This is a genomic window from Asticcacaulis solisilvae (genome assembly GCF_052327315.1).
Classification (GTDB): Bacteria; Pseudomonadota; Alphaproteobacteria; order Caulobacterales; family Caulobacteraceae; genus Asticcacaulis; species Asticcacaulis solisilvae_B.
In genome coordinates, this window is record NZ_CP166196.1 from 178,997 (window position 1) to 199,832 (window position 20,836).

General features: G+C 63.3%; 20 protein-coding genes. 14 read left to right on the plus strand and 6 right to left on the minus strand.

Translation table 11 applies throughout. The features are described 5' to 3' along the window. The first annotated feature begins 82 nt into the window (after positions 1 to 82). Positions 83 to 2,203: a M3 family metallopeptidase gene (locus tag AB8717_RS00815; protein WP_443749129.1), complete on the plus strand. Its 2,121-nt coding sequence runs from the start codon at positions 83 to 85 to the stop codon at positions 2,201 to 2,203. Positions 2,204 to 2,406: 203 nt separating this feature from the next. Here AB8717_RS00815 and AB8717_RS00820 read toward each other — a convergent pair whose 3' ends face one another. Continuing rightward, positions 2,407 to 3,354 (minus strand): ion channel, encoded by a 948-nt coding sequence (locus tag AB8717_RS00820; protein ID WP_443749130.1) that lies wholly within the window; start codon positions 3,352 to 3,354, stop codon positions 2,407 to 2,409. A 102-nt stretch (positions 3,355 to 3,456) separates the two neighbouring features. Here AB8717_RS00820 and dapF point away from each other — a divergent pair, with 102 nt between their 5' ends. From dapF to AB8717_RS00845, 5 genes are all read left to right on the plus strand, one after another. Next, the gene (gene dapF / locus AB8717_RS00825) at positions 3,457 to 4,293 is read left to right on the plus strand and encodes a diaminopimelate epimerase (protein ID WP_443749131.1); all 837 of its coding nucleotides are present in this window, start codon (positions 3,457 to 3,459) and stop codon (positions 4,291 to 4,293) included. Positions 4,294 to 4,310: 17 nt separating this feature from the next. Next, positions 4,311 to 5,564 (plus strand): tRNA (N(6)-L-threonylcarbamoyladenosine(37)-C(2))-methylthiotransferase MtaB, encoded by a 1,254-nt coding sequence (gene mtaB, locus AB8717_RS00830; RefSeq protein WP_443750834.1) that lies wholly within the window; start codon positions 4,311 to 4,313, stop codon positions 5,562 to 5,564. Positions 5,565 to 5,571: 7 nt separating this feature from the next. Next, positions 5,572 to 6,516 (plus strand): signal recognition particle-docking protein FtsY, encoded by a 945-nt coding sequence (gene ftsY / locus AB8717_RS00835; RefSeq protein ID WP_443749132.1) that lies wholly within the window; start codon positions 5,572 to 5,574, stop codon positions 6,514 to 6,516. After that, positions 6,513 to 7,196, plus strand: a complete 684-nt coding sequence (locus AB8717_RS00840; protein WP_443749133.1) for an inner membrane-spanning protein YciB — start codon at positions 6,513 to 6,515, stop codon at positions 7,194 to 7,196. Before ftsY ends, AB8717_RS00840 begins: the two co-directional genes overlap by 4 nt. Before the next feature lie 226 nt (positions 7,197 to 7,422). Beyond that, complete coding sequence (locus AB8717_RS00845; RefSeq protein WP_443749134.1) at positions 7,423 to 8,097, plus strand: MarR family winged helix-turn-helix transcriptional regulator; 675 nt, start codon at positions 7,423 to 7,425, stop codon at positions 8,095 to 8,097. On the opposite strand, the gene AB8717_RS00850 is transcribed toward AB8717_RS00845, so the two are convergent. The 3 genes from AB8717_RS00850 to AB8717_RS00860 form a co-directional block, all read right to left on the minus strand. After that, entirely contained in the window at positions 8,094 to 8,390 is a 297-nt protein-coding gene (locus AB8717_RS00850; RefSeq protein ID WP_443749135.1) for a hypothetical protein, read from the minus strand. The genes AB8717_RS00845 and AB8717_RS00850 overlap by 4 nt on opposite strands. Before the next feature lie 393 nt (positions 8,391 to 8,783). Next, positions 8,784 to 9,845: a 1,9-bis(guanidino)-5-aza-nonane synthase gene (locus AB8717_RS00855; protein ID WP_443749136.1), complete on the minus strand. Its 1,062-nt coding sequence runs from the start codon at positions 9,843 to 9,845 to the stop codon at positions 8,784 to 8,786. Positions 9,846 to 10,019: 174 nt separating this feature from the next. After that, positions 10,020 to 11,297: a type III PLP-dependent enzyme gene (locus tag AB8717_RS00860; RefSeq protein ID WP_443749137.1), complete on the minus strand. Its 1,278-nt coding sequence runs from the start codon at positions 11,295 to 11,297 to the stop codon at positions 10,020 to 10,022. A gap of 315 nt (positions 11,298 to 11,612) precedes the next feature. Between AB8717_RS00860 and AB8717_RS00865 the strand changes: the two genes are divergently transcribed. From AB8717_RS00865 to phnE, 3 genes are read left to right on the plus strand one after another with little or no spacing between them, the layout of a single operon-like run. Then, complete coding sequence (locus AB8717_RS00865; RefSeq protein ID WP_443749138.1) at positions 11,613 to 12,437, plus strand: phosphonate ABC transporter ATP-binding protein; 825 nt, start codon at positions 11,613 to 11,615, stop codon at positions 12,435 to 12,437. Further along, on the plus strand, positions 12,427 to 13,485 hold the full coding sequence (phnD, locus tag AB8717_RS00870) for a phosphate/phosphite/phosphonate ABC transporter substrate-binding protein (RefSeq protein ID WP_443749139.1): 1,059 nt from the start codon (positions 12,427 to 12,429) through the stop codon (positions 13,483 to 13,485). Before AB8717_RS00865 ends, phnD begins: the two co-directional genes overlap by 11 nt. After that, positions 13,485 to 14,291, plus strand: a complete 807-nt coding sequence (phnE, locus tag AB8717_RS00875; RefSeq protein ID WP_443749140.1) for a phosphonate ABC transporter, permease protein PhnE — start codon at positions 13,485 to 13,487, stop codon at positions 14,289 to 14,291. Before phnD ends, phnE begins: the two co-directional genes overlap by 1 nt. Here phnE and AB8717_RS00880 read toward each other — a convergent pair. Next, a complete protein-coding gene (locus AB8717_RS00880) occupies positions 14,288 to 15,364 on the minus strand; it encodes a glycosyltransferase family 4 protein (protein WP_443749141.1) in 1,077 nt (358 codons plus the stop codon). The two genes, phnE and AB8717_RS00880, sit on opposite strands and share 4 nt — an antisense overlap. 276 nt (positions 15,365 to 15,640) lie before the next feature. Here AB8717_RS00880 and AB8717_RS00885 point away from each other — a divergent pair, with 276 nt between their 5' ends. The 5 genes from AB8717_RS00885 (at position 15,641) to AB8717_RS00905 (ending at position 18,664) form a co-directional block, all read left to right on the plus strand. Further along, the gene (locus AB8717_RS00885; RefSeq protein ID WP_443749142.1) at positions 15,641 to 16,312 is read left to right on the plus strand and encodes a TetR/AcrR family transcriptional regulator; all 672 of its coding nucleotides are present in this window, start codon (positions 15,641 to 15,643) and stop codon (positions 16,310 to 16,312) included. Between the two features lie 108 nt (positions 16,313 to 16,420). Beyond that, entirely contained in the window at positions 16,421 to 16,870 is a 450-nt protein-coding gene (locus AB8717_RS00890; RefSeq protein WP_443749143.1) for a DNA polymerase III subunit chi, read from the plus strand. Positions 16,871 to 16,980: 110 nt separating this feature from the next. Further along, on the plus strand, positions 16,981 to 17,274 hold the full coding sequence (locus AB8717_RS00895; protein WP_443749144.1) for a proteinase inhibitor i78: 294 nt from the start codon (positions 16,981 to 16,983) through the stop codon (positions 17,272 to 17,274). 192 nt (positions 17,275 to 17,466) lie between these two features. Continuing rightward, positions 17,467 to 17,916, plus strand: coding sequence for a response regulator (locus AB8717_RS00900; protein ID WP_443749145.1), 450 nt, complete (start codon positions 17,467 to 17,469; stop codon positions 17,914 to 17,916). Between the two features lie 16 nt (positions 17,917 to 17,932). Then, a complete protein-coding gene (locus AB8717_RS00905) occupies positions 17,933 to 18,664 on the plus strand; it encodes a sensor histidine kinase (protein ID WP_443749146.1) in 732 nt (243 codons plus the stop codon). A gap of 57 nt (positions 18,665 to 18,721) precedes the next feature. Here AB8717_RS00905 and AB8717_RS00910 read toward each other — a convergent pair whose 3' ends face one another. Next, a complete protein-coding gene (locus tag AB8717_RS00910) occupies positions 18,722 to 20,722 on the minus strand; it encodes an SPFH domain-containing protein (protein ID WP_443749147.1) in 2,001 nt (666 codons plus the stop codon). Positions 20,723 to 20,836: the final 114 nt, after the last annotated feature.

A 20,836-nucleotide genomic window follows, 5' to 3' on the forward strand; every position in this document is an offset into this window, starting at 1 on the left:
GCTGCTTGCCGTAAACTGCCCATGTGGTAGCAATTGCAACAAATATGACGGGCGTCCGGCCCGTCTTGCTGAAGGGTTTTTCATGTCTCTCCATCGCCGCCATCTCCTGACCGCCATAGGCGCAGCCGCGCTTAGCCCGTCGCTCGGTTTCGCCGCCACGAAAAAGGCCTCAGCCGCATCGGGAAGCTATCTGACCAAGCCGTGGACAGGCCCCTATGGCGGGGTGCCGCCCTTCGACAAGGTGAAGATTGCCGACTTCGAGCCCGCCTATAAGGTCGCCATGGCGGAAAAGCGCGCCGAACTACGCGCCATCACGGTGGTGCGCTCGGTGCCGACCTTTGCCAACACGATCGAGGCCTTCGAGCGCGCCGGCCAGGCCTATGACCGCCTCGGCAACATCTACAGCATCTGGGATTCCAACCTGTCGACCACGGAATTCCAGGCGGTCTCGGAAAAGCTGTCGCCCGTCAAGGCGGCCTTCGAGGATGAGATCAACCAGAACCAGCCCCTGTTCCAGCGCATCGCCCAGGTCTACGACAAGCGCGACAGCCTGGCCCTCAATCCGCAGCAAAAACGCCTGCTGTGGAAGAAGTACAACAAGTTCGTGCGCAACGGCGCGAAACTGTCCAAGGAAGACAAGGCCCGTGTCGCCGACATCAACAAGCAGCTGGCCAGCCTGTTCGACGCCTTCTCGAAGAACCTGAAGCACGACGAAGCGCAGGCGACCTTCATCACGAAAGACGATCTTGACGGCCTGCCCGACACCTTCGTCGCCAGCGCCGCCACCAAGGCCAAGGCGATGGGCAAGGACGGCCTGTACGCCATCCAGAACACGCGCTCGGCCATGGAGCCGTTCCTGACCTTCTCGACGCGCCGCGACCTGCGCCAGAAGATCTGGAGCGCCTACATCATGCGCGGCGACAATAACGACCAGTGGGACAACAAGAAGATCAACAGCCAGATCCTGCGTCTGCGCGCCAAACGCGCCAAGCTGCTGGGCTATGCGACGCACGCCCATTGGCGGCTTGAGGTCGCCATGGCCAAGACGCCGGAAAACGCCATGGGGCTGATGGAGGCTGTGTGGGGCCCGGCGGTCAATCGCGTCCACGAGGAGGTCGCCGATATGCAGGCGATCGCTGACGCCGAAGGCAAGGGCGTGAAGATCGAGGCCTGGGACTATCGCTACTACTCGGAAAAGGTTCGCAAGGCGCGCTACGACCTCGATGAGGCGGCGCTGAAGCCTTACCTGCAACTCGGCAGGATTCAGGAAGCCATGTTCTACTGCGCCGGGCGCATGTACGGCTTCTCGTTCGAGCCGGTCCACGACGTGCCGGTCTTCCACCCCGACGTCACCACCTACAAGGTCCTGCGCGACGGCAAGCCGGTCGGCCTGTGGTACTACGATCCCTATGCCCGCGAAGGCAAGTCGTCGGGCGCCTGGGAGATGGAGTACCAGTCGCAGTCGGGCATGCGGAAATCGATCTGCATCTGCTCGAACAACTGCAACTTCCTCAAGGCCGAGGCCGGCAAGCCGATCCTGATCTCGTGGATCGACGCCACCACCATGTTCCACGAATTCGGCCACGCCATCCACGCCCTGTCGTCGAACGTCTACTATCCATCGCAGGCCGGCACCAATACCGCCACGGACTTCGTCGAGTTCCCGTCGCAGCTCAACGAACACTGGCTGCCGATCCCGGAAGTGCTGGAAAAGTTCTGCGTCCACGCCGAGACCGGCCAGCCCATGCCCAAGGACCTGCAGGACAAGCTGGCCAAGTCGGCCAAGTTCAACCAGGGCTTCGACACGGTCGAATACCTGGCCGACGCCATGATCGACATGGCCTACCATCTGGCGGGCGACGTCGATGTCGATATCGGCCAGTTCGAAAAGGACTACCTGGCCAAGATCAACATGCCCAAGGAGATCGTGCTGCGCCATCGCCCGACGCAGTTCGCGCACATCTTCTCCAGCGACGACTATTCGGCGGGCTACTATTCCTATCTGTGGTCCGACGCCCTGGTCGCCGATGTCTATGAAAAGTTCATGGCGGCGGGCGGTCCCTTCGCCGGCACGACGGCAAAGGACTATTTCACGCACATCCTCAGCGTCGGCGACACCATTCCGCAGGACGAAGCCTTCCGCAACCTGATGGGCCGTGACGTCAATCGCGATGCGTTGATGAGACTGCGTGGGTTCGCGTAAGGCTTTGTAGCTTGTGGCGGGCGGCGGATTGCCCCTTCCGTCATCCGCCGCTTGACGCGGCGTCTGCCACCTTCCCCGCTCCGCAGGGAAGGAATTAGTCAACTCATGCTCCCTTCCTTCCCCTTTTAAGGGGAAGGTGGCTGGGTCGGCGTCAAGCCGATCCAGACGGAAGGGGGGACTACAGGCGATATCAAGCGCCGAGCCTATTCCTTGAGCTTGTGGATCCGATCGTAATGCACTTCGAGGGTATTGTCCGCCTTGCGGTGCAGAATGCCCTCGAAGCTGCGGTCGAAATGGATTTCCTCGGACATGTAGGAATAGCGCGTCTGGATGCTCGACGACAGCGACTCGTCCAGGCCCGAGATCGAGACGATGATTTCGATATTCTTGTCGTGGATGGTTTCGGGTGTTTCGCCGAACAGCGGGCTCTGCTCGTCGATCCTGTGCATCAGGCTCCACGACAGTTGCATGATCGGCACTTTCGAGCGCACCAGCGACAGGTCGTGGTAACGCCGCATGATCGTGCCGTCGGGTAAGCGATCGTCGCGCATCATGAACAGCGACGCCTCGGCGTCGACGATGCGGTTGCCACGGTCGTTGACCAGCCGCATGATCAGGTGGCGTTCGCCCATGTCGTTATTGACGACCGCGTGCTCGGAAAAGGTGACGCGCGCCGTGGGGCGTGAAAACTTGGTGAAGATCAGCCCGGTCATCAGGGCATAGAAGGTGAAGCCCGTCACGGCTTCCAGCGTCACCAGCACATTGGCGACAACGCCTTCGGGGCTCATGCCGCCATAGCCGATGGTGGCCAGGGTTTGCACCGAAAAGAAGAAGTAGTCGAGGAAGACGCCGTGGCGGGCATGGACTATGCCTTCGCCCGGCCACAGGTCGGCCAGGCCGAAATAGGCGATGGCAAACGCCGTATTGATGACGCCGAAGGTGACGATGAACACCCACACCAGCTGCGGCCAGGTGGCGTCCATCAGCTCGGCATAGAGGTCGCCGTAGAAGTGCTTGCGCCGCCCGTGGATGATGACGCGTGGCGACGGCTTGCCGGGCCGCGGCACCAGGCGCGGGCGGAAGGTCGAGGCCGGTTTAGGCTCTGGCGTCCCGGTGTCCGGGAGGTCTTCGGCGGCGTTGGGTGTGGTCATCTTTGTCCGTCTGCGCGTGAATCGCCTGCATTAACGCTTTGGCGTCGCGACTTTTCAACAAAACTCTACATTTGTCGGCGCTTTGGCCCTATATAGCGCGCAATGACACGCCCGTTTCTCAAGATGAACGGTCTCGGCAACGACTTCGTCGTCGTCGATGCCCGCCAGACCGCTTTCTCTCCCGCGCTCGACCAGGTCCGCGCGTGGGGCGACCGTGCGTCCGGCATCGGCTTCGACCAGCTGATCAGCATTGAAGGATCGCAGGACGGCGACGCCTTCATGCGCGTGTGGAATTCCGATGGCAGCCCCGTCGAAACCTGCGGCAATGCCCTGCGCTGCGTCGCCTGGGTGCTTAATCCCGACGCCAGCGACAAGACGCTGAAGATCGACACTCTGGGTGGGCCGACAAAGGCGCGCGTGCTGCGCGCCGACGCCAAGACCGGTACGGCCAGCGTCGACATGGGCCGGCCGCGTCTCGACTGGCGCGAGATTCCGTTGTCGGAAGATATGGATACGCTGAGGCTGGAGCTTAAGGTCGGGCCGTACGACGCGCCGCTCTATCACACGCCGTGCGCCGTCTCGATGGGCAATCCGCACTGCGTCTTTTTCGTCGAGGACGTGTCCAAGGTGGATGTCGCCGCCACCGGCAGCCTGATCGAAAACCACCCGCTCTTCCCCGAAGGCGTCAATGTCGAGTTCGTCCAGGTGATCGATCGCGACACGCTGCGCATGCGCGTCTGGGAACGCGGCGCCGGCATCACGCGCGCCTGCGGCACCGGCGCCTGCGCGACGCTTGTGGCCACCGCGCGCCGCGGCCTGTCGAACCGCGCCGCCACCGTCATCATGGACGGCGGTCCGCTGCACGTCGCCTGGGCCGAAAACGACCACGTCGTCATGACGGGTCCGGTCGAGGTCGAGTTTTCCGGAGAGCTGTCGTGAGCGCCGACGATTCCGGCATGCAGAAGCCCTCGGTGGATGTCGTCACCTTCGGGTGCCGTCTGAACGCCTATGAGAGCGAAGCCATCCGCAAGACGGCGGCCGACGACGGCCTCGACAACGCCATCATCTTCAACACCTGTGCCGTGACGGGCGAGGCCGTGCGCCAAGCGCGCCAGGCCATCCGCCGCGCGCGCAAGGAAAACCCCGAAGCGCGCCTGATCGTCACCGGCTGCGCCGCCCAGACCGACCCCGACATGTTCGCCAACATGGCCGAGGTCGATTTCGTCATCGGCAATGGCGACAAGGCGAAGGCCGGCAGCTACGCCCTGACGCCCGACACGACGCGCGTGCGCGTCAACGACGTCTTTTCGGTGCGCGAAACCGCCGGCCATCTGATCGACGGCCTGAAGGACCGCGCCCGCGCCTTTGTCGAGGTGCAGAACGGCTGCGATCACCGCTGCACCTTCTGCATCATCCCTTACGGGCGGGGCAATTCGCGCTCGGCCGCCGCCGGCGACATCGTCGCCCAGACGCAGCGCCTGGTTGCCGAGGGTTATAACGAGATCGTCCTGACCGGTGTCGATTTGACGTCGTGGGGTGCCGATCTTCCGGGCACGCCGCAACTGGGTCACCTGGTCGTCCGTATCCTGCGCAATGTGCCGGAACTGAAGCGCCTGCGCCTGTCTTCGATCGATGCTGCCGAAATCGACGATACCCTGTTGCGCGCCTTCGCCGAGGAAGAGCGCCTGGCGCCCTACCTGCACCTGAGTTTGCAGCACGGCGACGACCTGATCCTCAAGCGCATGAAGCGCCGTCATTTGCGCGCCGACTCGATCCGTCTGGTCGAAAGCGTGCGCCGCATCCGTCCGGACATTGCGTTTGGCGCCGACATGATCGCCGGATTCCCCACCGAGAGCGAAGACCACTTCGCCAACGCCGTGTCGCTGGTCGATGATTGCGACCTTAGCTTCCTGCACGTCTTCCCCTATTCGCCGCGGCCGCAGACGCCGGCGGCCAAGATGCCGCAACTGCCGCGCCCGCTGATCAAGGAGCGCGCCGAACGCCTGCGTGCCAAAGGCACCGAGGCCCTGACACGCCACCTTGACCGGCAGGCCGGGCGCACGCTCAGCTGCGTTGTCGAAAAACCGGGCTTCGCCCGCGCCGCCGACTTTACCGAGGTGGTGTTCGAAGGTTCGTCCGTCCCCGGACAGCTGGCGGATATCGCCATTCACGGCCACGACGGCAAGCACGCGCTTGGCGCAAGCCTCTAGAGGATTCATGGCGGAAGAGAAGAAAAAAGGCTGGTTCCAGCGTCTTACGGAAGGTTTGTCGCGCACCTCGCAGACCCTGACCGAGCAGGTCACCCAGGTCTTCACCCAAAAGGAAGGGCTGGACGCGGCGGCACTCGAGGAGCTTGAGGACCTGCTGATCGAAAGCGATCTGGGTCCGGCCATTTCTGCGACGATCGCGCAGAAGATGGCGGACGCTCGCTTCAGCTCGGCCAGCGATCCCAACGCGGTGCGCACCGTCCTGGCCGACGCCCTGGCTGACGAACTGGTCGGCCACGAAGGCACCTTCGATCCCCTGTCGGGTCCGCGCCCCTATATCGTTCTGTTCGTCGGCGTCAACGGCTCGGGCAAGACGACGACGCTCGGCAAGATCGCGGCGTCGCTGACCGCCAAGGGCGCCAAGGTGCTGGTCGTCGCCGGCGACACCTTCCGCGCCGCCGCGGTCGAGCAGCTGAAGATCTGGGCGCAGCGCGCCAATGCCGACTTCATGGGCCGCAAGACCGGCGCCGACGCGGCGGGCCTGGCTTTCGATTCCGTCACCAAGGCCAAGGAAGAGGGCTACGACGTCGTGCTGATCGACACGGCCGGCCGCCTGCAGAACAAACAGCAGCTGATGGACGAGCTGTTGAAGATCGTCCGGGTCATCAAGCGCATCGATCCGGAGGCGCCGCACGAAACGCTGCTGGTGCTCGACGCCACGGTCGGGCGCAACGCCTTGTCGCAGGAACAGATTTTTGGCCGTCAGGCCTTCGTGTCGGGGCTGGTCATGACCAAGCTCGATGGCACGGCGCGCGGCGGTATCCTCATTCCCATTGCGAAAGCATCGGACGCGCCCATAAAGCTGATCGGTGTCGGTGAAGACATCGAAGACCTGCACGCCTTCAAGGCGCGCGATTTTGCCCGCTCCATGGTCGGGCTGGAGCCCGAAGCATGAGCGACAAAAAGCCTGACCTGCCCGAAACGGTGATGGAGGCCAATCCTGAGGTCGCCGCACGGGCCGGAGAGCCGCAGCAGAACTATGTCAAGATGGCCGTCGACTATGGCCCTGTCATCCTGTTCGGCCTGACGTTTTTTGCCTGCTCTGTCTTCAAGCTGGTGCCCAAGACCGACGCCCTGATATGGGCCAGCGGCGTACTGGCCGCGGCGTCGGTGCTGGCGGTGCTGGCCGGCCTGGTGCTGGAAAAGCGGATCGCATGGATCGGCCTGACCGCCGCCATCCTGGCGGTTCCCTTTGCCATCCTGACCGTGGTGTTCAAGAACGGCATCTTCATCAAGATCAAGATGACGATCATCGACCTGCTGATCGGATCGTTCCTCCTGGGCGCGCTGGCCATGAAGAAGCAGCCGCTGAAGGCGCTGCTGGGCGAAAGCCTCAAGCTCAGGGACGAGGCCTGGCCGAAGCTGACCGTCTATTACGCCCTGTTCTACTTCGCCATGGCGGCGATCAACGAGGTCGTATGGCGCACCCAGACCGAGGGTGTGTGGGTCACCTGGAAGATGGCGTCCATGGTCGGCGGCCCGATCGTACTGGCCCTTTGCCTGCTGCCGGTTTTCATGAAGTACATGATTGTGCCGGACGGCCCGGATGATAAAACCAACCGTCATAAGCGATGACCGTTGGTTTTATCTTTTTTAGCTCAAGCGCCGCATGGCTCGCCGCATCAGCGGCGGCGGGCAGTCGCCCTTACCAACGGCCATCGCCGTTGGTGTAAGGCCAGCTCTTGACAGGTTTCATCATCCGTGTGCGGATGGAAACGTCTTAAAAATGTTGTATAATCGTGGCAGTGTCCGGCACATGACTCAAAGCGTATCGGCCGAAACCCTGGATCAAGGGCTGACCATGAAGAAATCACGCCAGGCTGACGGAGCCGCGCCCCGCACGGTGCTGGAAGATTCTCCGTCCCACCTCCTGCACCGCGTGCTGCAGATTGCCCTCGACATCTACAATGCCGAAGCGGGCGAAGGGGCGCTGACCCAGCGCCAGTACGCCGTGCTCAAGGCCCTTCAGGGTACGGAAGGCCTGTCGCAGACCGATCTGGTCCGGCTGACGGGGATCGACCGCTCGACCCTGGCCGACCTGGTCGCGCGCATGTTGACCAAGAATTTGCTGAAGCGCGAACGCTCGACGACCGACGCCCGCGCCAATCTGGTGCAGATTGCCGAAGCCGGGCAGACGGCGCTGGACGAGATGGAGCCGCGCGTCATGGCGGCCGACGAAAAGATCCTGTCGCTGCTGTCGCCGCCCAAGCGCGACAGCTTCGTCAAGCTGCTGCGCAAGATCACCTCGGCCCGTGAAGACGGTACCGTGGCGCCGGAAGACCGCGCCGTGCAGAAGGCCGAAAAGGCCGCGCACAAGGCCGAGAAGAAGGCGCGCAAGAAGGCCAATAAGAAGGACGACACCAAGAAGCTGGCCAAGAAGCTGCGCAAGCTGCCGATGCCGGCTCTGTCGGAGGGCGTGGTGGGTGAGGATGTCGCCGCCGAGCCGGTGGTCGCGCCCGTCGCCGTAAAGGCCTAAACGACTATATTCAGATAGGAACCCGGCCGCCGCAGCGGTTGGTTCGGATCGGCCGCCTGCGCGGGGGCCGTCTTTTGTGTTGCCTGGGGCGCGGCGGTGGCGCGGGCAACATCGGCGGCCGTATAGGTCGGAGGAGTGACCTGCGGCGTCGTGATCTGGTTGAAGAAGGCCTTCTGAGCCGCCATGGCACTGGCGAAGCCACCCTGCGCCGCTTGCGGACGCGGAGTCGCGGCCGGCGCCGCTGCCTGCGGGTTCAACATCTGGGCGAGGGAAGGACGAATCTCTGTGGCCATGGCCGCAGAATGCACCAAATCAGGTATTTAAATGGTTAACGCGCGTTAGGCTTGGTTAAGCGGGCCCGATAAGCGCAAAAACGATGAGAGACCCTGATGGGGTGCAATGGTCTCTGCCATCACCCAAAACGCAAAGCCCCAAACGCAAAACGATGAGAGACCCTGATGGGGTGCAATGGTCTCTGCCATCACCCAAAACGCAAAACGGAGACCATTGGGGGGCAATGGTCTCCGTCGCATGCCACCGGTTTCGAGGGGGGGGATGATCCCGGTGACGAACTTGTAAGCCCTACGCTATCCGATAGAGGAAAACGGTCGGTTAACGACTCAGGCCTTCAGTCCTTAAATAGTACCTTCACCCTGTATGACAAGGTGTGCGGTGCAAAAAAATCTTCACGATTGGTTGAAGAGCTTGGCCCAGCGGCGCTTTTCACGGCCCTGCCAGTGCCCGCGGTGATAGGCGTCCGAACCGATCAGCGGCACGACGGTCGTCGCTTCGGCGAATACCATCTGTTCGTAGGTGGTCGAAACCTTGCCCCACGAAGCGGCTTCCTTCAGCGTCGACGACGAGCAGGCGCCGTCGCGGACGTCGGCGACCGTGATCTGGACGGCGTACTTGTGCATGTCGGCTTCGACGCCGAGGATTTCGGCGCAGACGACCGTGTCCTGGGCGAAGTTCTTCGGCACGCCGCCGCCGACCATGAACAGGCCGGTGGTGCCCGCCGCGATCTTGATGTCGGTCAGTTCGCGGAAGTCCGCGACCGCGTCGATCATCATGTAAGGCTTGCCTTCCTTGGCGCGTTCCTTCTGGTGCTTGACCAGGCCGAAACCGGCCGAACTGTCGACGAAGGCCGGGCAGAAGATCGGCACGCCTTCTTCATAGGCGGTCTGGATCAGCGAGCCGGGCTTTTTCGCGTTGCCTTCCGACAGCCACTTGCCCATTTCCCAGATGAATTCGCGCGAGGAATAGCCGCGCGGCTCCAGGCGGTTGGCGATCTCGAGGATCGTGTGGTCGCAGGCCTGCAACTCTTCTTCGTCGATATAGGTGTCGTAGATGCGGTCGATATAGTTGTCGCGCAGCACGTTGTCGTCGACGGTACCTGCCGCCTGGTAGTGCTTGAAGCCGAGCGCTTCGAAGAAGTCCATGTCGACGATCGAGGCGCCGGTGGCGACGACGGCATCGATCATGCCGAACTTCACCATGTCGCGATAGACGTGCATGCAGCCGCCGGCCGAAGTCGAACCGGCCAGAATCAGCCACGGCGAGCAGGACTTGTCTTCCAGCGCCATGTTGAAGATGTCGGCGGCGCGCGCGGTATCGCGCGACGAGAACGACATCTTGCGCATCGAATCGATGATCGGGCGGGCGTCGTAGGACGTGATGTCGACGTGCTCGACCGTTTCGGCGAGCAGGGTGGCCTTCATATTGGAAAGGGTTGGGGTGTCAGCGTTCATCTCTTGATCCTTTGAGAAGAGGAAAAGGTGGACGCCCGTCATTCCCCCTTGGATCCTCAGACGGAGCGATGAGGAGGGGTGATCGGCCGATCCGGATGGGACAGGACAGAATTTCGCGCGCCCTATAGCCGACAGGGCGCGCTTTGGCAAATCATGATTAGATGACGGTAGCGATTACGCCTTGGCCTTGACGCGCTTCTTGCCGCGCTTGCCGCCCTTGGGACGGTTCAGACGCACGACCTTGTTCGCATCCTCGATTTCGAAGGCCGAACGCGGATTGTTGAGCGTGCGCGGCCCCAGCCCGAACAGCGACGCCATCGGCGCGTCGTCCAGGAAGACGGTTTCCGTCTCGCCATAGCCGTTGAAGCGCGTGCCCATGGTGACGCCATAGGCGCCCAGCATGCCGATTTCGACGTAATCGCCTTCGTCGACATCGGCCGGCAGCCAGAACGGGCCCGGCATCGAGTCGATGGAATCGCAGGTCGGGCCGTAGAAGCGGAACGGCTTCAGGGTTTCGCTTTCGACGTCTTCGTCCTGGCGGTGCAGGCGCACCGGGAAGGGCCACTTGGCGTGGGTGGCGTCGAACAGGTTGCCGTAGGAACCGTCGTTGAGGTAGAGGGCGTCGCCCTTGCGCAGCTCGACCTTGGTCAGGACCGAGGTCGATTCCGCCACCAGCGAGCGGCCGGGTTCGGCCCAAAGCTGGGTTTCCTCATGCACCTTCATTTCGTCGAAGGCGCGGTTGATGACGTCCATGTATTCGGACAGGGCCGGCGGGATCATGCCGGGATAGACCGACGGGAAGCCGCCGCCGACATCGACGACGTCGGCGAAGACGCCGGCGCGGACGAGGCTGCGCGAAGCCGCCGCCATGGCCGCCGCATAGGCGGTCGGGCGCATGCATTGCGAACCGACGTGGAACGAAATGCCCATCAGGCCGCGCGTCGCCTGGCGCGTTGCCATCAGCAGCGACGGCGCTTCGTGCGTCTGGGCGCCGAACTTGTTGGTCAGCGGCAGGTTCGAGCCTTCGCCCGACGTCGCCAGGCGCACGATCAGGTTCAGGTCGCGGGCATTGCCGGTCGCCTGGAGGATCTTGGCCAGCTCTTCGTGGGTGTCGAGGCTGAAGGTGCGTACACCGAAATCGGAATAGGCCTGGGCGATCGCCGCGCGGCTCTTGACCGGGTGCATGAAGGCAAGGCGGGCCTGCGGCAGGGTCGAGCGGACCAGCTCGACCTCGTTCAGCGAGGCGACGTCGAACGAACGGACGCCGGCATCCCACAGGGTTTCCAGCACCCACGGCGACGGGTTTGCCTTGACGGCATAGAAGACATCGCCTTTGAAATTGGCCTGGAACCATTGCGCCGCAACAGTGACGGGCGCACGACGCACGAGGGCGACGGGGCGTTCCGGAGGCTGCTTGCGGACCAGGTCCAGGGCGGAAGTGTATGTGTCCACTTCAATTCCCCGATTTTGAAAACGTTAAACCCAGACCGGCGTTAGCAGCGTTACGAGAACTCTAGGGGTCCGCCGGAAGAACGCGTAAAATAGTGATATCGCCTCGCGTGTAAAGATGCAGCAGTAAAAAAATTTCGCATACGGGCAAGGGCTTCGCTGTCACGCCATTGTCACAAAATTCCCATCGTTAACTGCTAAATCCTGTTGCAACCGCACAGGAAACGTTAATAAAAGTTTCTCTGTGTATCAGTTGTCCGTCTCGGCGGATGCCGTTTCGTGCGCCGCGTTTTCGGTGGACATCAATAGGGATTGGCCATGGCGGCGCCGCTTGTCGAAGTCAAATCGATCAGCAAGACCTTTAACCGCAAGGCCAGGGCCGCCGGCGGATCGTCGATCCACAAGGCGCTGGATACCGTATCGTTCACCATGGACCGGCCGGAACGCATCGCCCTGATCGGGCCGTCGGGTTCGGGCAAGTCGACCCTGCTGCGCTCGATTTCGGGCCTGCACACCATCGACAGGGGCCAGGGCACGGTCGCCGTTTTCGGCCGCACCGTGCAATCGAACGGCCGGCTGGCCGGTGATGTCCGCAAGACCCGCGCCGACATGGGCCTGATCGCCCAGCAGTTCAACCTGGTCGGCCGCCTGTCGCTGTTCACCAATGTGGCGCTGGGCTTTCTCGGCAAGATTTCGGCCCTGCGCGGCCTGTTCGGCCTGTGGAGCGCCGACGAAAAGAAAAAGATCATGCAGGCGCTCGACCATGTCGGCGTCGCCGCCATGGCCGGCCAGCGCGCCAACACCCTGTCGGGCGGGCAGCAGCAGCGCGGTGCCATCGCGCGCGCCATCGTCCAGGGCGCGAAGGTCGTGCTGGCTGACGAGCCGGTCGCCTCGCTCGACCCGGTCACGGCGCGTAAAGTCATGAAACTGCTGGTCGACCTCAATGAGCGCGAGCAGGTGGGCGTCATCGTCACCCTGCACCAGGTCGACTACGCCAAGACCTATTGCGACCGGATTCTGGCGCTGAAGGACGGGAAAATCGTCTATGACGGCCCGTCCGCCGGGCTGGACGACGGCACGCTGAAAGACATTTACGGGGCGGAGATCGAGGACGCCTACTGGGGAGAGACCAATGCTCACTAAGACCGTTGTGAAAGCCGTTTCGGCCCTGGCCCTCGGTGTGGCCGGGCTGGTCCTGGGCTCGTGTTCGGAAAAGCCGGCCGAGGCGCCGGGCGGCCCGAAGGAAATCACCTTCTCCATCCTGTCGTTCGAGAAGTCGCAGAATCTCGACAAGATGTGGCAGCCGATCCTGGCCGACATGGAGAAGCAGACCGGCCTGAAGATCAAGCCGTTCTATTCCAGCAACTATACGTCGCTGGTCGAGGCCATGCGCTTCAACCAGGTGCAGGCCGGCTTCTTTTCCAGCTCGTCGGGCCTCGACGCCATGAAGCGGGCGACCGGCGAAGTCTTCGCCCACACCACGAATCCGGATGGCTCCGACGGCTATGAGAGCATCATCATCGTGCGCGCCGACTCCAGGCTGACGCTCGACGACGTGCTGAAGTGCGACCACAAGATCAATTTCGGTATTGGCGACGTGAAATCGACCTCGGGCACTATCGTCCCCAAGGTCCATCTCTTCCTGCCGCACGCTATCGATACCGACAACTGCTTCCGCTCGATCCATTCGGGCTCGCACCAGAACAATGTCGAAGGCGTCGTGGCCGGTGTCTATGACGCCGCTACCGCCAATACGGACACGCTCAAGGAACTGAACGACACGCCGGAAGGCCAGGCCAAGGCTGCCAAGCTCAAGGTTCTGTGGAGCTCGCCCCCCATCCCGAAGGGCGTCATCGAATACCGTTCCGACCTCAATCCCGCGGTCAAGGAAAAGCTGCGGTCCTTCTTCCTGAGCTATGGCCAGGGCACGGGCCCGGAGGCCGACCGCCAGCGCGCCAACCTGAAGGTCATGCAGTGGGGCGCCATGCAGCCGGCCGATGCGTCCTACCTGCTGCCGGAACGCCTGCTGGAGGCCACTGTTGCCGTGGCTGAAGCGAAAAAGGGCGGCGACGCCGGCAAGATCGCCAAGGCGCAGGCCGAGCTGGACGAGGTCAAGAAGGCGCAGGCCGTGGCGGCGTCCAACACGGTGCCGCAGGCGCCGGCCGATGCGCCGGCTTCGGCAAGCCGGTAATGGCCGGGACCCAAACGATGAACGACCTGGCGCCGCCGACGACCGGCATGGCGACGCGCATCGCCAACTGGCTGATGATCCTGGTGGTCGTTGCCATCCTGGCGGTCGCCTTCAAGGGCGCGCATATGCAAGACCTGCACAAGCTGGTCGATAAGTCGGCCAATACAGGCACCTACCTCCAAGCCTATCTGAAGCCCGATTTCAGCGATTGGAAGCGCTATATCGCGGCCATGTGGGAGACGCTGCAGATCGCGGTCTGGGGCACCTTCCTGTCGATCATCTTCGCCATCCCGATCAGCTTCCTGTGCTCGCGCAATATCGCGCCGGCCTGGGTGGTGCAGCCGATGCGCGGCCTGATCGCCTTGCTCCGCGCCTTCCCCGATATCGTGCTTGGCACAGCCTTCCTGGTGGCCGTGGGCCCCGGGCCGCTGGCGGGCGTGCTGGCGTTGACCATCAACAATACCGGGACCCTGGCCAAGCTCTTTTCCGAGGCGGTTGAGGCCATCGAGGCGGCACCGGTCGAAGGCGTTCGCGCCACGGGCGGGTCGCGCTTGCAGGAAATCGTCTGGGGCGTCATCCCGCAGGTCGGGCCCCTATGGACGTCGTTCGCGCTCTATCGTTTTGAATCGAACGCGCGTTCGGCGACCGTGCTGGGCCTGATCGGCGCCGGCGGCATCGGCCAGCTGCTGTTCGATAACCTCAACGGCTACGACTATGCCAGCGTCTCGGCGATCGCCCTGATCATCGTGGGGGCCGTGACCCTGATCGACATCCTGTCGCAGCAGATCCGCAAGCGCCTGCTCTAGGCTTGTGGTGTACGCTTGGGCCGGCGGCGCGTCAGATGACGCAGCCGGTTCCACAGTTTTGTCTTGGCGGGTTCCGGGTAGGGCTGCAGATTGTGGATGAACTCCTCGGCGCAGGCCCGCCAGGAAAACTTCTCGGCATAGGCGCGCACCGCCTTGCGGTCGAGCTTGAGCGCTTCGGTGATGGCGACGCCCAGGTCGTCGTCGATGACGCCGGCGCCCGAACCCGGGATCAGGTCGATCGGGCCGTGCGCCGGGAAGGCGGCGACCGGCGTACCGGTGGCCATGGCCTCGATGATCACCAGGCCGAAAGTGTCGGTCAGCGACGGAAACACGAAGACGTCGGAATCGGCGTAGGAGCGTGCCAGCTCGGTACCGAAACGCGGGCCGGTGAAAATCGCCTTGGGGTACTTGACCTTCAGGTCCTCGACCTGGGGGCCGCCGCCGACAATGACCTTGGTGCCCGGCAAATCGAGCTTCAGGAAGGCCTCGATGTTCTTTTCGACGGCGACGCGGCCGACATAGGTCATGACCGGGCGTTCGATGTCGCCGAGGATCGGCTCGAGGCCCGGACGGAAAAGCTCGGTATCGACGCCGCGCGTCCACGGCGAGATGTTGCGGAAGCCCCGCGCTTCCAGGTCGTGCTGAAGCGTCGGTGTGGCGACCATGACGCGGCCGGACGGCTGGTGGAACCAGCGCATGATGGCGTAGCCGACGCTCAAAGGGATGGGCAGGCGCGCGGCGACGTATTCCGGGAACTTGGTGTGGTAGCTGGTCGTGAAGGGCAGCTTCCATTCCTGGCAGACGCGGCGCGCGGCGAAACCCACGGGGCCTTCGGTGGCGATGTGGATGGCGTCCGGCTCATAGTCCTGGATGATCTCGCGGACTTCCTCGTAGCAGCCGAGCGCCAGCTTGACCTCGGGATAGTCCGGCCAGGAAATGGTCTTGAACTGGTTGTAGTCGACGATGCGGAACTCGTGGCCGAGTTTTTCGCATTCCTCGATCGTCCGCTTGAGGGTCGTCACCACCCCGTTGACCTGGGGTTCCCACGCGTCGGTGGCCAGCAAGATACGCAAAGTCCGGGTGTCCTGGATAAGATCAATGACAACCCCTCAATGCCCACTTCACAAGGACTTGGCAAGGGCAGGGTGACGGAAGTCTTGCGCCTCGCCGCAAACGGGATAAGTCCGGGCAGCGAACTATTTTGCGTTGCACAAATCGACGGTTATGTCGAAAATGTACAGCCCGGCCGCGCATTGTGGCTTGCTTAAAACGCCAAACGCCTTTATTTTAAAGGAAGGGGAGCCGCTGCGCCGAGCCACCGGCGGACAAGGCGGAACGAAAGAGTCGCGATGAACGATCGATCCAAATCACCGCAGGTGCGGGATAATTCTCCGGTTTCGGCCGGGGCTGCCAAGGATACGCCGAAATCGCGGCGCACCCGGGTGCAGATTCTCGAGACCGCCATGCGCCTGTTCGCCGAACTGGGTTACGATCGGGCCGGCAATGCCGCCATCGCCGAAGCGTGCGGCCTGACGCGCGGCGCCATGCTGTATCACTTCCCGACGCGCGAGGACCTGGTCGAGGCGGCCGCCTGGCACATCCACACGGCGCGTGAGGCCGCCTTCGAGGCCGAGGCGCGCAAGCTGAAGCCCGGCCAGGACGCGCTGGACGGCGCCATCGACGCCTATTGGCGCCTGCTCAATTCCGTGCCGTTCTCGGCCTTCCTGGCGCTGGAACGCGCCGCGCGCCAGGACGCCGACGTGGCCCGCGCCATCCGCCCGGCCCAGGAGGCCTTCGACAAGGCCGCCATGGGCCGCGCCACGCCGGGTTTCATCATGGCCGGCAACGACGCCCGCTTCCAGGCCAGCCGCGACCTGGCCCGCTTCGCGCTCGACGGCATGCATCGCTCGGCCCTGACCTACGAAACGGATGCGCGCGTCGAAAACGTGCTGAGCGTCATCAAGCGCGCCATTCACATGCTGAACCGCAAGGGCGACGTGACAGACCTGTGGTCTGACTGACGCTAACCCTTTCACGCACTTCGTGTATTGCCAGCCGCGGCGGGCACCGGCACAATGGCCCGCAGTCGCCGCCAGAAGCGTCGATACCGGTAAAATCGCACTGTACGCATGACCGATATCTGGTTCTATCACCTCGAACGCACCTCGCTTGAACAGGCCTTGCCGGATCTGCTGGAAAAGGTGTCTTCGCGCGGGTGGAAGGCCTATGTCCACGGCCTGGAAGAGGACATGGTCACGGCGCTCGATTCCCATCTCTGGACCTACAAACCCCAATCCTTCCTGGCGCACGGCCGCGAGGACGCGGAATTCGCGGCGCGCCAGCCGGTCCTGTTGGGCACGTCGGGCAAGATGGCCAACGAACCGCAGGTCTACCTGTCGGTGGCGCCGGTCGATCCGCCGACGCTCGACGGCCTGGAACGTGCCCTGATCGTGTTCGAAGGCAATGACGCCGCGCACCTCGGCTGGGCGCGGGAGCAGTGGAAGCGCATGAAGGGCGAGGGGCTGAACCTCGCCTACTGGAAACAAAACGACGACGGACGTTGGGAGAAGATGCAGTGAAGCTGTCGCGCAAACACGTGCTTGGGTTGGCTGTCGTGGCCGGGTTGCTGTCCGGGTTTCTGGCCGGATGCGGATCCGCACCGCGCGAACGGCCCGAGCCGGAGCCCCGCATGCCGTCGGCGCCGCAGCCCTATGTTCCGCCGTCGCGCCCGGTGCCCCAGCAATCCACGCCGCGCCCTGCGCCTGCGCCTGCCTACAGGCCGGCGTCCAACGACACCTGCGGCGCGGCCGCCCTGCAGTACCTGGTCGGCAAGCCGCGCACCGAGATTCCCGTGCCGCTGCAACCGTCTCAGCGCCGGGTCGTGTGCTCGACCTGCGTGACGACCCAGGAGTTCCGCGCCGACCGCCAGACCATCGTTTTCGACAGTGACACCGGCCTGATCACCTCCGTGAAATGCAGTTAAAGAACGCACCCATGGGGAGATCGTATTAAGGACACGTGTTATAGATATCTTTGATATTTAAGGGTCAGCGTAGACGCTGGCTGTAGCGGACACGGATGACCGGTGCTACCTTGAGTTTATCGCCCGATTCGGCGACAGCGCCTGGGGACCGCGATGAGACTGAGAGTTTGGGGGACACGAGAGAGGCGTTCGATGCACAAACTTGGCCGTCCGGCCCGGATTCTTCTGATCGATGACAATCGCGGCGACGCCATCCTGGCGGAACGCGCCTTTCGTGAATTGCAGCCGCCGCCCGAAGTGACGACCGCCTCCACCGGCGAAGCCGCGTTGGCCATCCTGAAGCGCGAGGGCGAACACGCAGACGCCGTGACTCCGGATGTCGTCCTGCTCGACCTCGGCCTGCCGCGCATGAGCGGGCTCGAGGTCCTGACCGCCATCAAGACCGACAGCGCCTTGCAGCATATTCCGGTCATCGTCATGTCGGCCTACGGCGCCGGACAGAACGTACTGAAAGCTTATCAGACGCACGCCAATGCTTATCTGGTCAAGCCATCGGATCTTAACCAGTACCGGGATACAATCGCGACCGTGGAAAAGTTCTTTCTCGGTACGGCCGCCCTTCCGGCTATGACGCATGACTGAGCCACGGAGACAAAACATGCACGCTTTTCAGCAGGTTATGGCGCCTACCGTCTCTACGCCCGAGGACGAGTTCCGCGATTTCGCCTATATCGTGTCGCATGACCTTTCGGGACCCGTCCGGACCATCGTCGGATTTTCCCAGCTTCTCGCCGAAAAACTGGACCAGTTGCCGAGCGACGAGGATCGCCTGCATCTCGAACTGATCCTCGAAAGCGGCCAGAAGCTCAACGAGATGATCCAGGGCCTGCTGGTCTTTTCGCGGTTGAATACCGTACCGCGCGCGCCGGAACTGATCGACCTCGAAATCACCCTGGCGCGGGTGCACATGGAGTTGCAGGCGCTGATCGATGCGACGCGCGCCCAGCTGACCTATCCGCGCATGCCGGAAATCCTGGCCGACAACAACCGCATGTTCTCGCTCTTCTATTTCCTGATCGAGAACGCCATCAAGTTCCGCCGCAAGGACACGCCGCCGGACATCCGCATCTTCGTCGCCGAGCGGCCCGAGGAATGGGAATTCTGCGTCAGCGACAACGGTATCGGCATAGACCCGATGTTCTATGACGATGTCTTCCGCCCCTTGCGCAAGCTGCACACCGACGACGCCTATCCCGGCGTCGGCATGGGCCTGACCCTGGCCCGCAAGATCGTCCTGCAGCATGGCGGCAATATCCGGCTCGAGGCCTCGCCTTCGGGCGGCACCGCGGTGATCTTCACCCTGTCCAAGGCGGGACCCGTAAAGTCGTAAGGCATTTGCCGCCGACAGAAAACAAAGGGCGCGGAGTGATCCGCGCCCTTCGTCTTTTTACGCTTGCTGTACCGGCTCGGCGTCCGGCTTGACCGGGGTATCGAGCTTGTCGGCCAGCAGCATGGCCATCAGGGCCTGGATGGTGCCTGAGCCGGCCATGTCGGCGCCGGGCGTGCCCGCGCCACCGCCGATGGCGATTTTCGGCACGATATCGACGCCCGACTTTTCCAGCGCCTCGGCGAAGCGTTCGGCGATCTGGCGCGCCAGCTGGTACTTGGCGCCGCCCGACGCTTCGGCCTGCTTGGCGATGGCCTCGGCCTGCGCCAGGCCGACCTTGGTCACCCGTTCGGCGTCGGCTTTCGCAAGGGCGACGATCCGGGCGGCTTCACCTTCACCGAGCAACTGGGTTCGGTCGGCTTCGGCTTTCGCGAGGGTCCGCGTCTGGTTGGCCTCCTGCTGCGAGCGCGCCAGGTTGGCGCGGCCGGCGTTTTCCTGGACCTGGATCGACAGGGCCGATTCCGTGATGGCCGTCTGCTGCTTGGCCTGGGCCTCGGCTTCGCGCAGGGCCCGTTCCTTTTGCGCGGCGATGACCTGGCGCTCGTAGGTGCCGACCTTTTCGTCGGCCAGCTGGCGTTGGCGCAGCTGATTGAGGATCTGCTCGATCTGGTCGTTGCCGGCGGCGGCGCGCGGCGTACCGATCAGCACTTCTTGCAGTTCCAGGCTGTAGCCGGCGAACTTGTCCTTCATCTCGACGGCGCTGATGCGCTGGATCTCGCTGCGGTCCTGCAGCAGTTCGATCAGGGTACGCGTCTGGGCGACGTTCTTGAAGTAGGCCGAGACCATGGGGTCCAGCGTCTGTTCGACCAGCTTCTTGATGTCGCCGAAGCGCTGCACGACCAGCGGCGCCTTGCGGTAGTCGATATGGACGACGACCGACAGGGGCAGGATGGGCTCGAACGCGTCCTTGGTGATCAGCGACACTTCCGACAGGTTTTCGTCGAACTTGTGCGGGCCGATGGTCGACTGGTCCCACTTCAGGATGAAGTTGGTCGTCGGGACCATCAGGATTTTACCCGCGTAAGGGTTGAAGGCGTACTTGCCGGGCAGCAGGGGTTCCGACCACACGCCGCGCGTGCCGCGGGCGACCAGTTCGCCGTGGCGGTAGTCGTCGCCCGACGTGTCCTTGCCCAGTTCGCCGGTATAGGAGACGACGACGCCGACATGGCCGACCTCGATGATGGTCTTGGCGACCTTTTCGACCGTGGCGAACAGGCGGTTGATGAAGTAGCTGCCTTCGACCAGAACCTGGAGCTGACGGCCGCGGCGGCCGCCGGCGGTGAGAAACGCTTCCGGGTTCTGGAAGTTGTTGTGGAAGGTGGCCGCGTTGGCGGGATCGCCGCCGACGGTGGGCGCGATGATCTGTTCGGCAGGAAGCGACGGGCCGTCGTGCACGGTGACGACGCCGATCGAATCTTCGCCGTCCTTGATGATGACGGCGTCGAAGCCCTGGCGGGACTGGATGATCTTGCTCATCTCCTCGAACAGGTCGCTGTCGGCGGCATCGAGCCGGACGCCGTAGATGCGATCGGCGGTGATGATGACGAACTGCGCCAGGTTGATGGCGTAGGTGCCTTCGCGCAGGATCTTGCGTTGCGGGCCTTTCTGGCCACCCGATAGCAGGAAGGTGCGGGCGTCCTGAAAATCCGTGGCGGTGTCGTTGTGCGCCAGGGTTTGCGTCGCATCCAGCGGTGCGCCGTCGCGGGCGAAGACGTAGCCGATCTGGCCTTGCGGGATCGTGACCAGCGGCTGGACGTGCAGGCGGTATTGGAAGGGCACGAAGAAATGGTAGCCGCCACGCAGGGTGCCCGGTTGAAAGCCGGCTTCGCCTTTGAGCGCGATCAGGCCACCCTGAATCGAGCCCCTGGCGGACCACAGTTTTTCAACGACGGCGACGTGGTTGTTGCCGACATAACGGATCATGCCGGACGTTACGACCAGCACGACAACGAGCAGCGCGCCGATAGCCAGCGCGGCCCAAGGTAAGTATTCAAAGCTCATAAAAGCCCCCGTGTGCGCATCGTGGCGGCCCCCGCCGCTGGTTTCGCGATGCGCGTGTTCGCAGGGACTTAGGCGGTCAGACCCATGCCGGGCCGCAGTCCCTGACGGCTTAAA

What these genes read in the sequence shown, in the direction of transcription:
- AB8717_RS00865 (WP_443749138.1), top strand. Translation starts at nt 11,613, where the DNA reads ATGGCGGCGCCGCTTGTCGAAGTCAAATCGATCAGCAAGACCTTTAAC.
- AB8717_RS00855 (WP_443749136.1), bottom strand. Translation starts at nt 9,845, where the DNA reads ATGAACGCTGACACCCCAACCCTTTCCAATATGAAGGCCACCCTGCTC.
- mtaB (WP_443750834.1), top strand. Translation starts at nt 4,311, where the DNA reads ATGCAGAAGCCCTCGGTGGATGTCGTCACCTTCGGGTGCCGTCTGAAC.
- ftsY (WP_443749132.1), top strand. Translation starts at nt 5,572, where the DNA reads ATGGCGGAAGAGAAGAAAAAAGGCTGGTTCCAGCGTCTTACGGAAGGT.
- AB8717_RS00895 (WP_443749144.1), top strand. Translation starts at nt 16,981, where the DNA reads ATGCCGTCGGCGCCGCAGCCCTATGTTCCGCCGTCGCGCCCGGTGCCC.
- phnE (WP_443749140.1), top strand. Translation starts at nt 13,485, where the DNA reads ATGGCCGGGACCCAAACGATGAACGACCTGGCGCCGCCGACGACCGGC.
- AB8717_RS00905 (WP_443749146.1), top strand. Translation starts at nt 17,933, where the DNA reads ATGCACGCTTTTCAGCAGGTTATGGCGCCTACCGTCTCTACGCCCGAG.
- AB8717_RS00885 (WP_443749142.1), top strand. Translation starts at nt 15,641, where the DNA reads ATGAACGATCGATCCAAATCACCGCAGGTGCGGGATAATTCTCCGGTT.
- AB8717_RS00820 (WP_443749130.1), bottom strand. Translation starts at nt 3,354, where the DNA reads ATGACCACACCCAACGCCGCCGAAGACCTCCCGGACACCGGGACGCCA.
- AB8717_RS00890 (WP_443749143.1), top strand. Translation starts at nt 16,421, where the DNA reads ATGACCGATATCTGGTTCTATCACCTCGAACGCACCTCGCTTGAACAG.
- dapF (WP_443749131.1), top strand. Translation starts at nt 3,457, where the DNA reads ATGACACGCCCGTTTCTCAAGATGAACGGTCTCGGCAACGACTTCGTC.
- AB8717_RS00900 (WP_443749145.1), top strand. Translation starts at nt 17,467, where the DNA reads ATGCACAAACTTGGCCGTCCGGCCCGGATTCTTCTGATCGATGACAAT.
- AB8717_RS00845 (WP_443749134.1), top strand. Translation starts at nt 7,423, where the DNA reads ATGAAGAAATCACGCCAGGCTGACGGAGCCGCGCCCCGCACGGTGCTG.
- AB8717_RS00815 (WP_443749129.1), top strand. Translation starts at nt 83, where the DNA reads ATGTCTCTCCATCGCCGCCATCTCCTGACCGCCATAGGCGCAGCCGCG.
- AB8717_RS00910 (WP_443749147.1), bottom strand. Translation starts at nt 20,722, where the DNA reads ATGAGCTTTGAATACTTACCTTGGGCCGCGCTGGCTATCGGCGCGCTG.
- AB8717_RS00850 (WP_443749135.1), bottom strand. Translation starts at nt 8,390, where the DNA reads ATGGCCACAGAGATTCGTCCTTCCCTCGCCCAGATGTTGAACCCGCAG.
- AB8717_RS00840 (WP_443749133.1), top strand. Translation starts at nt 6,513, where the DNA reads ATGAGCGACAAAAAGCCTGACCTGCCCGAAACGGTGATGGAGGCCAAT.
- phnD (WP_443749139.1), top strand. Translation starts at nt 12,427, where the DNA reads ATGCTCACTAAGACCGTTGTGAAAGCCGTTTCGGCCCTGGCCCTCGGT.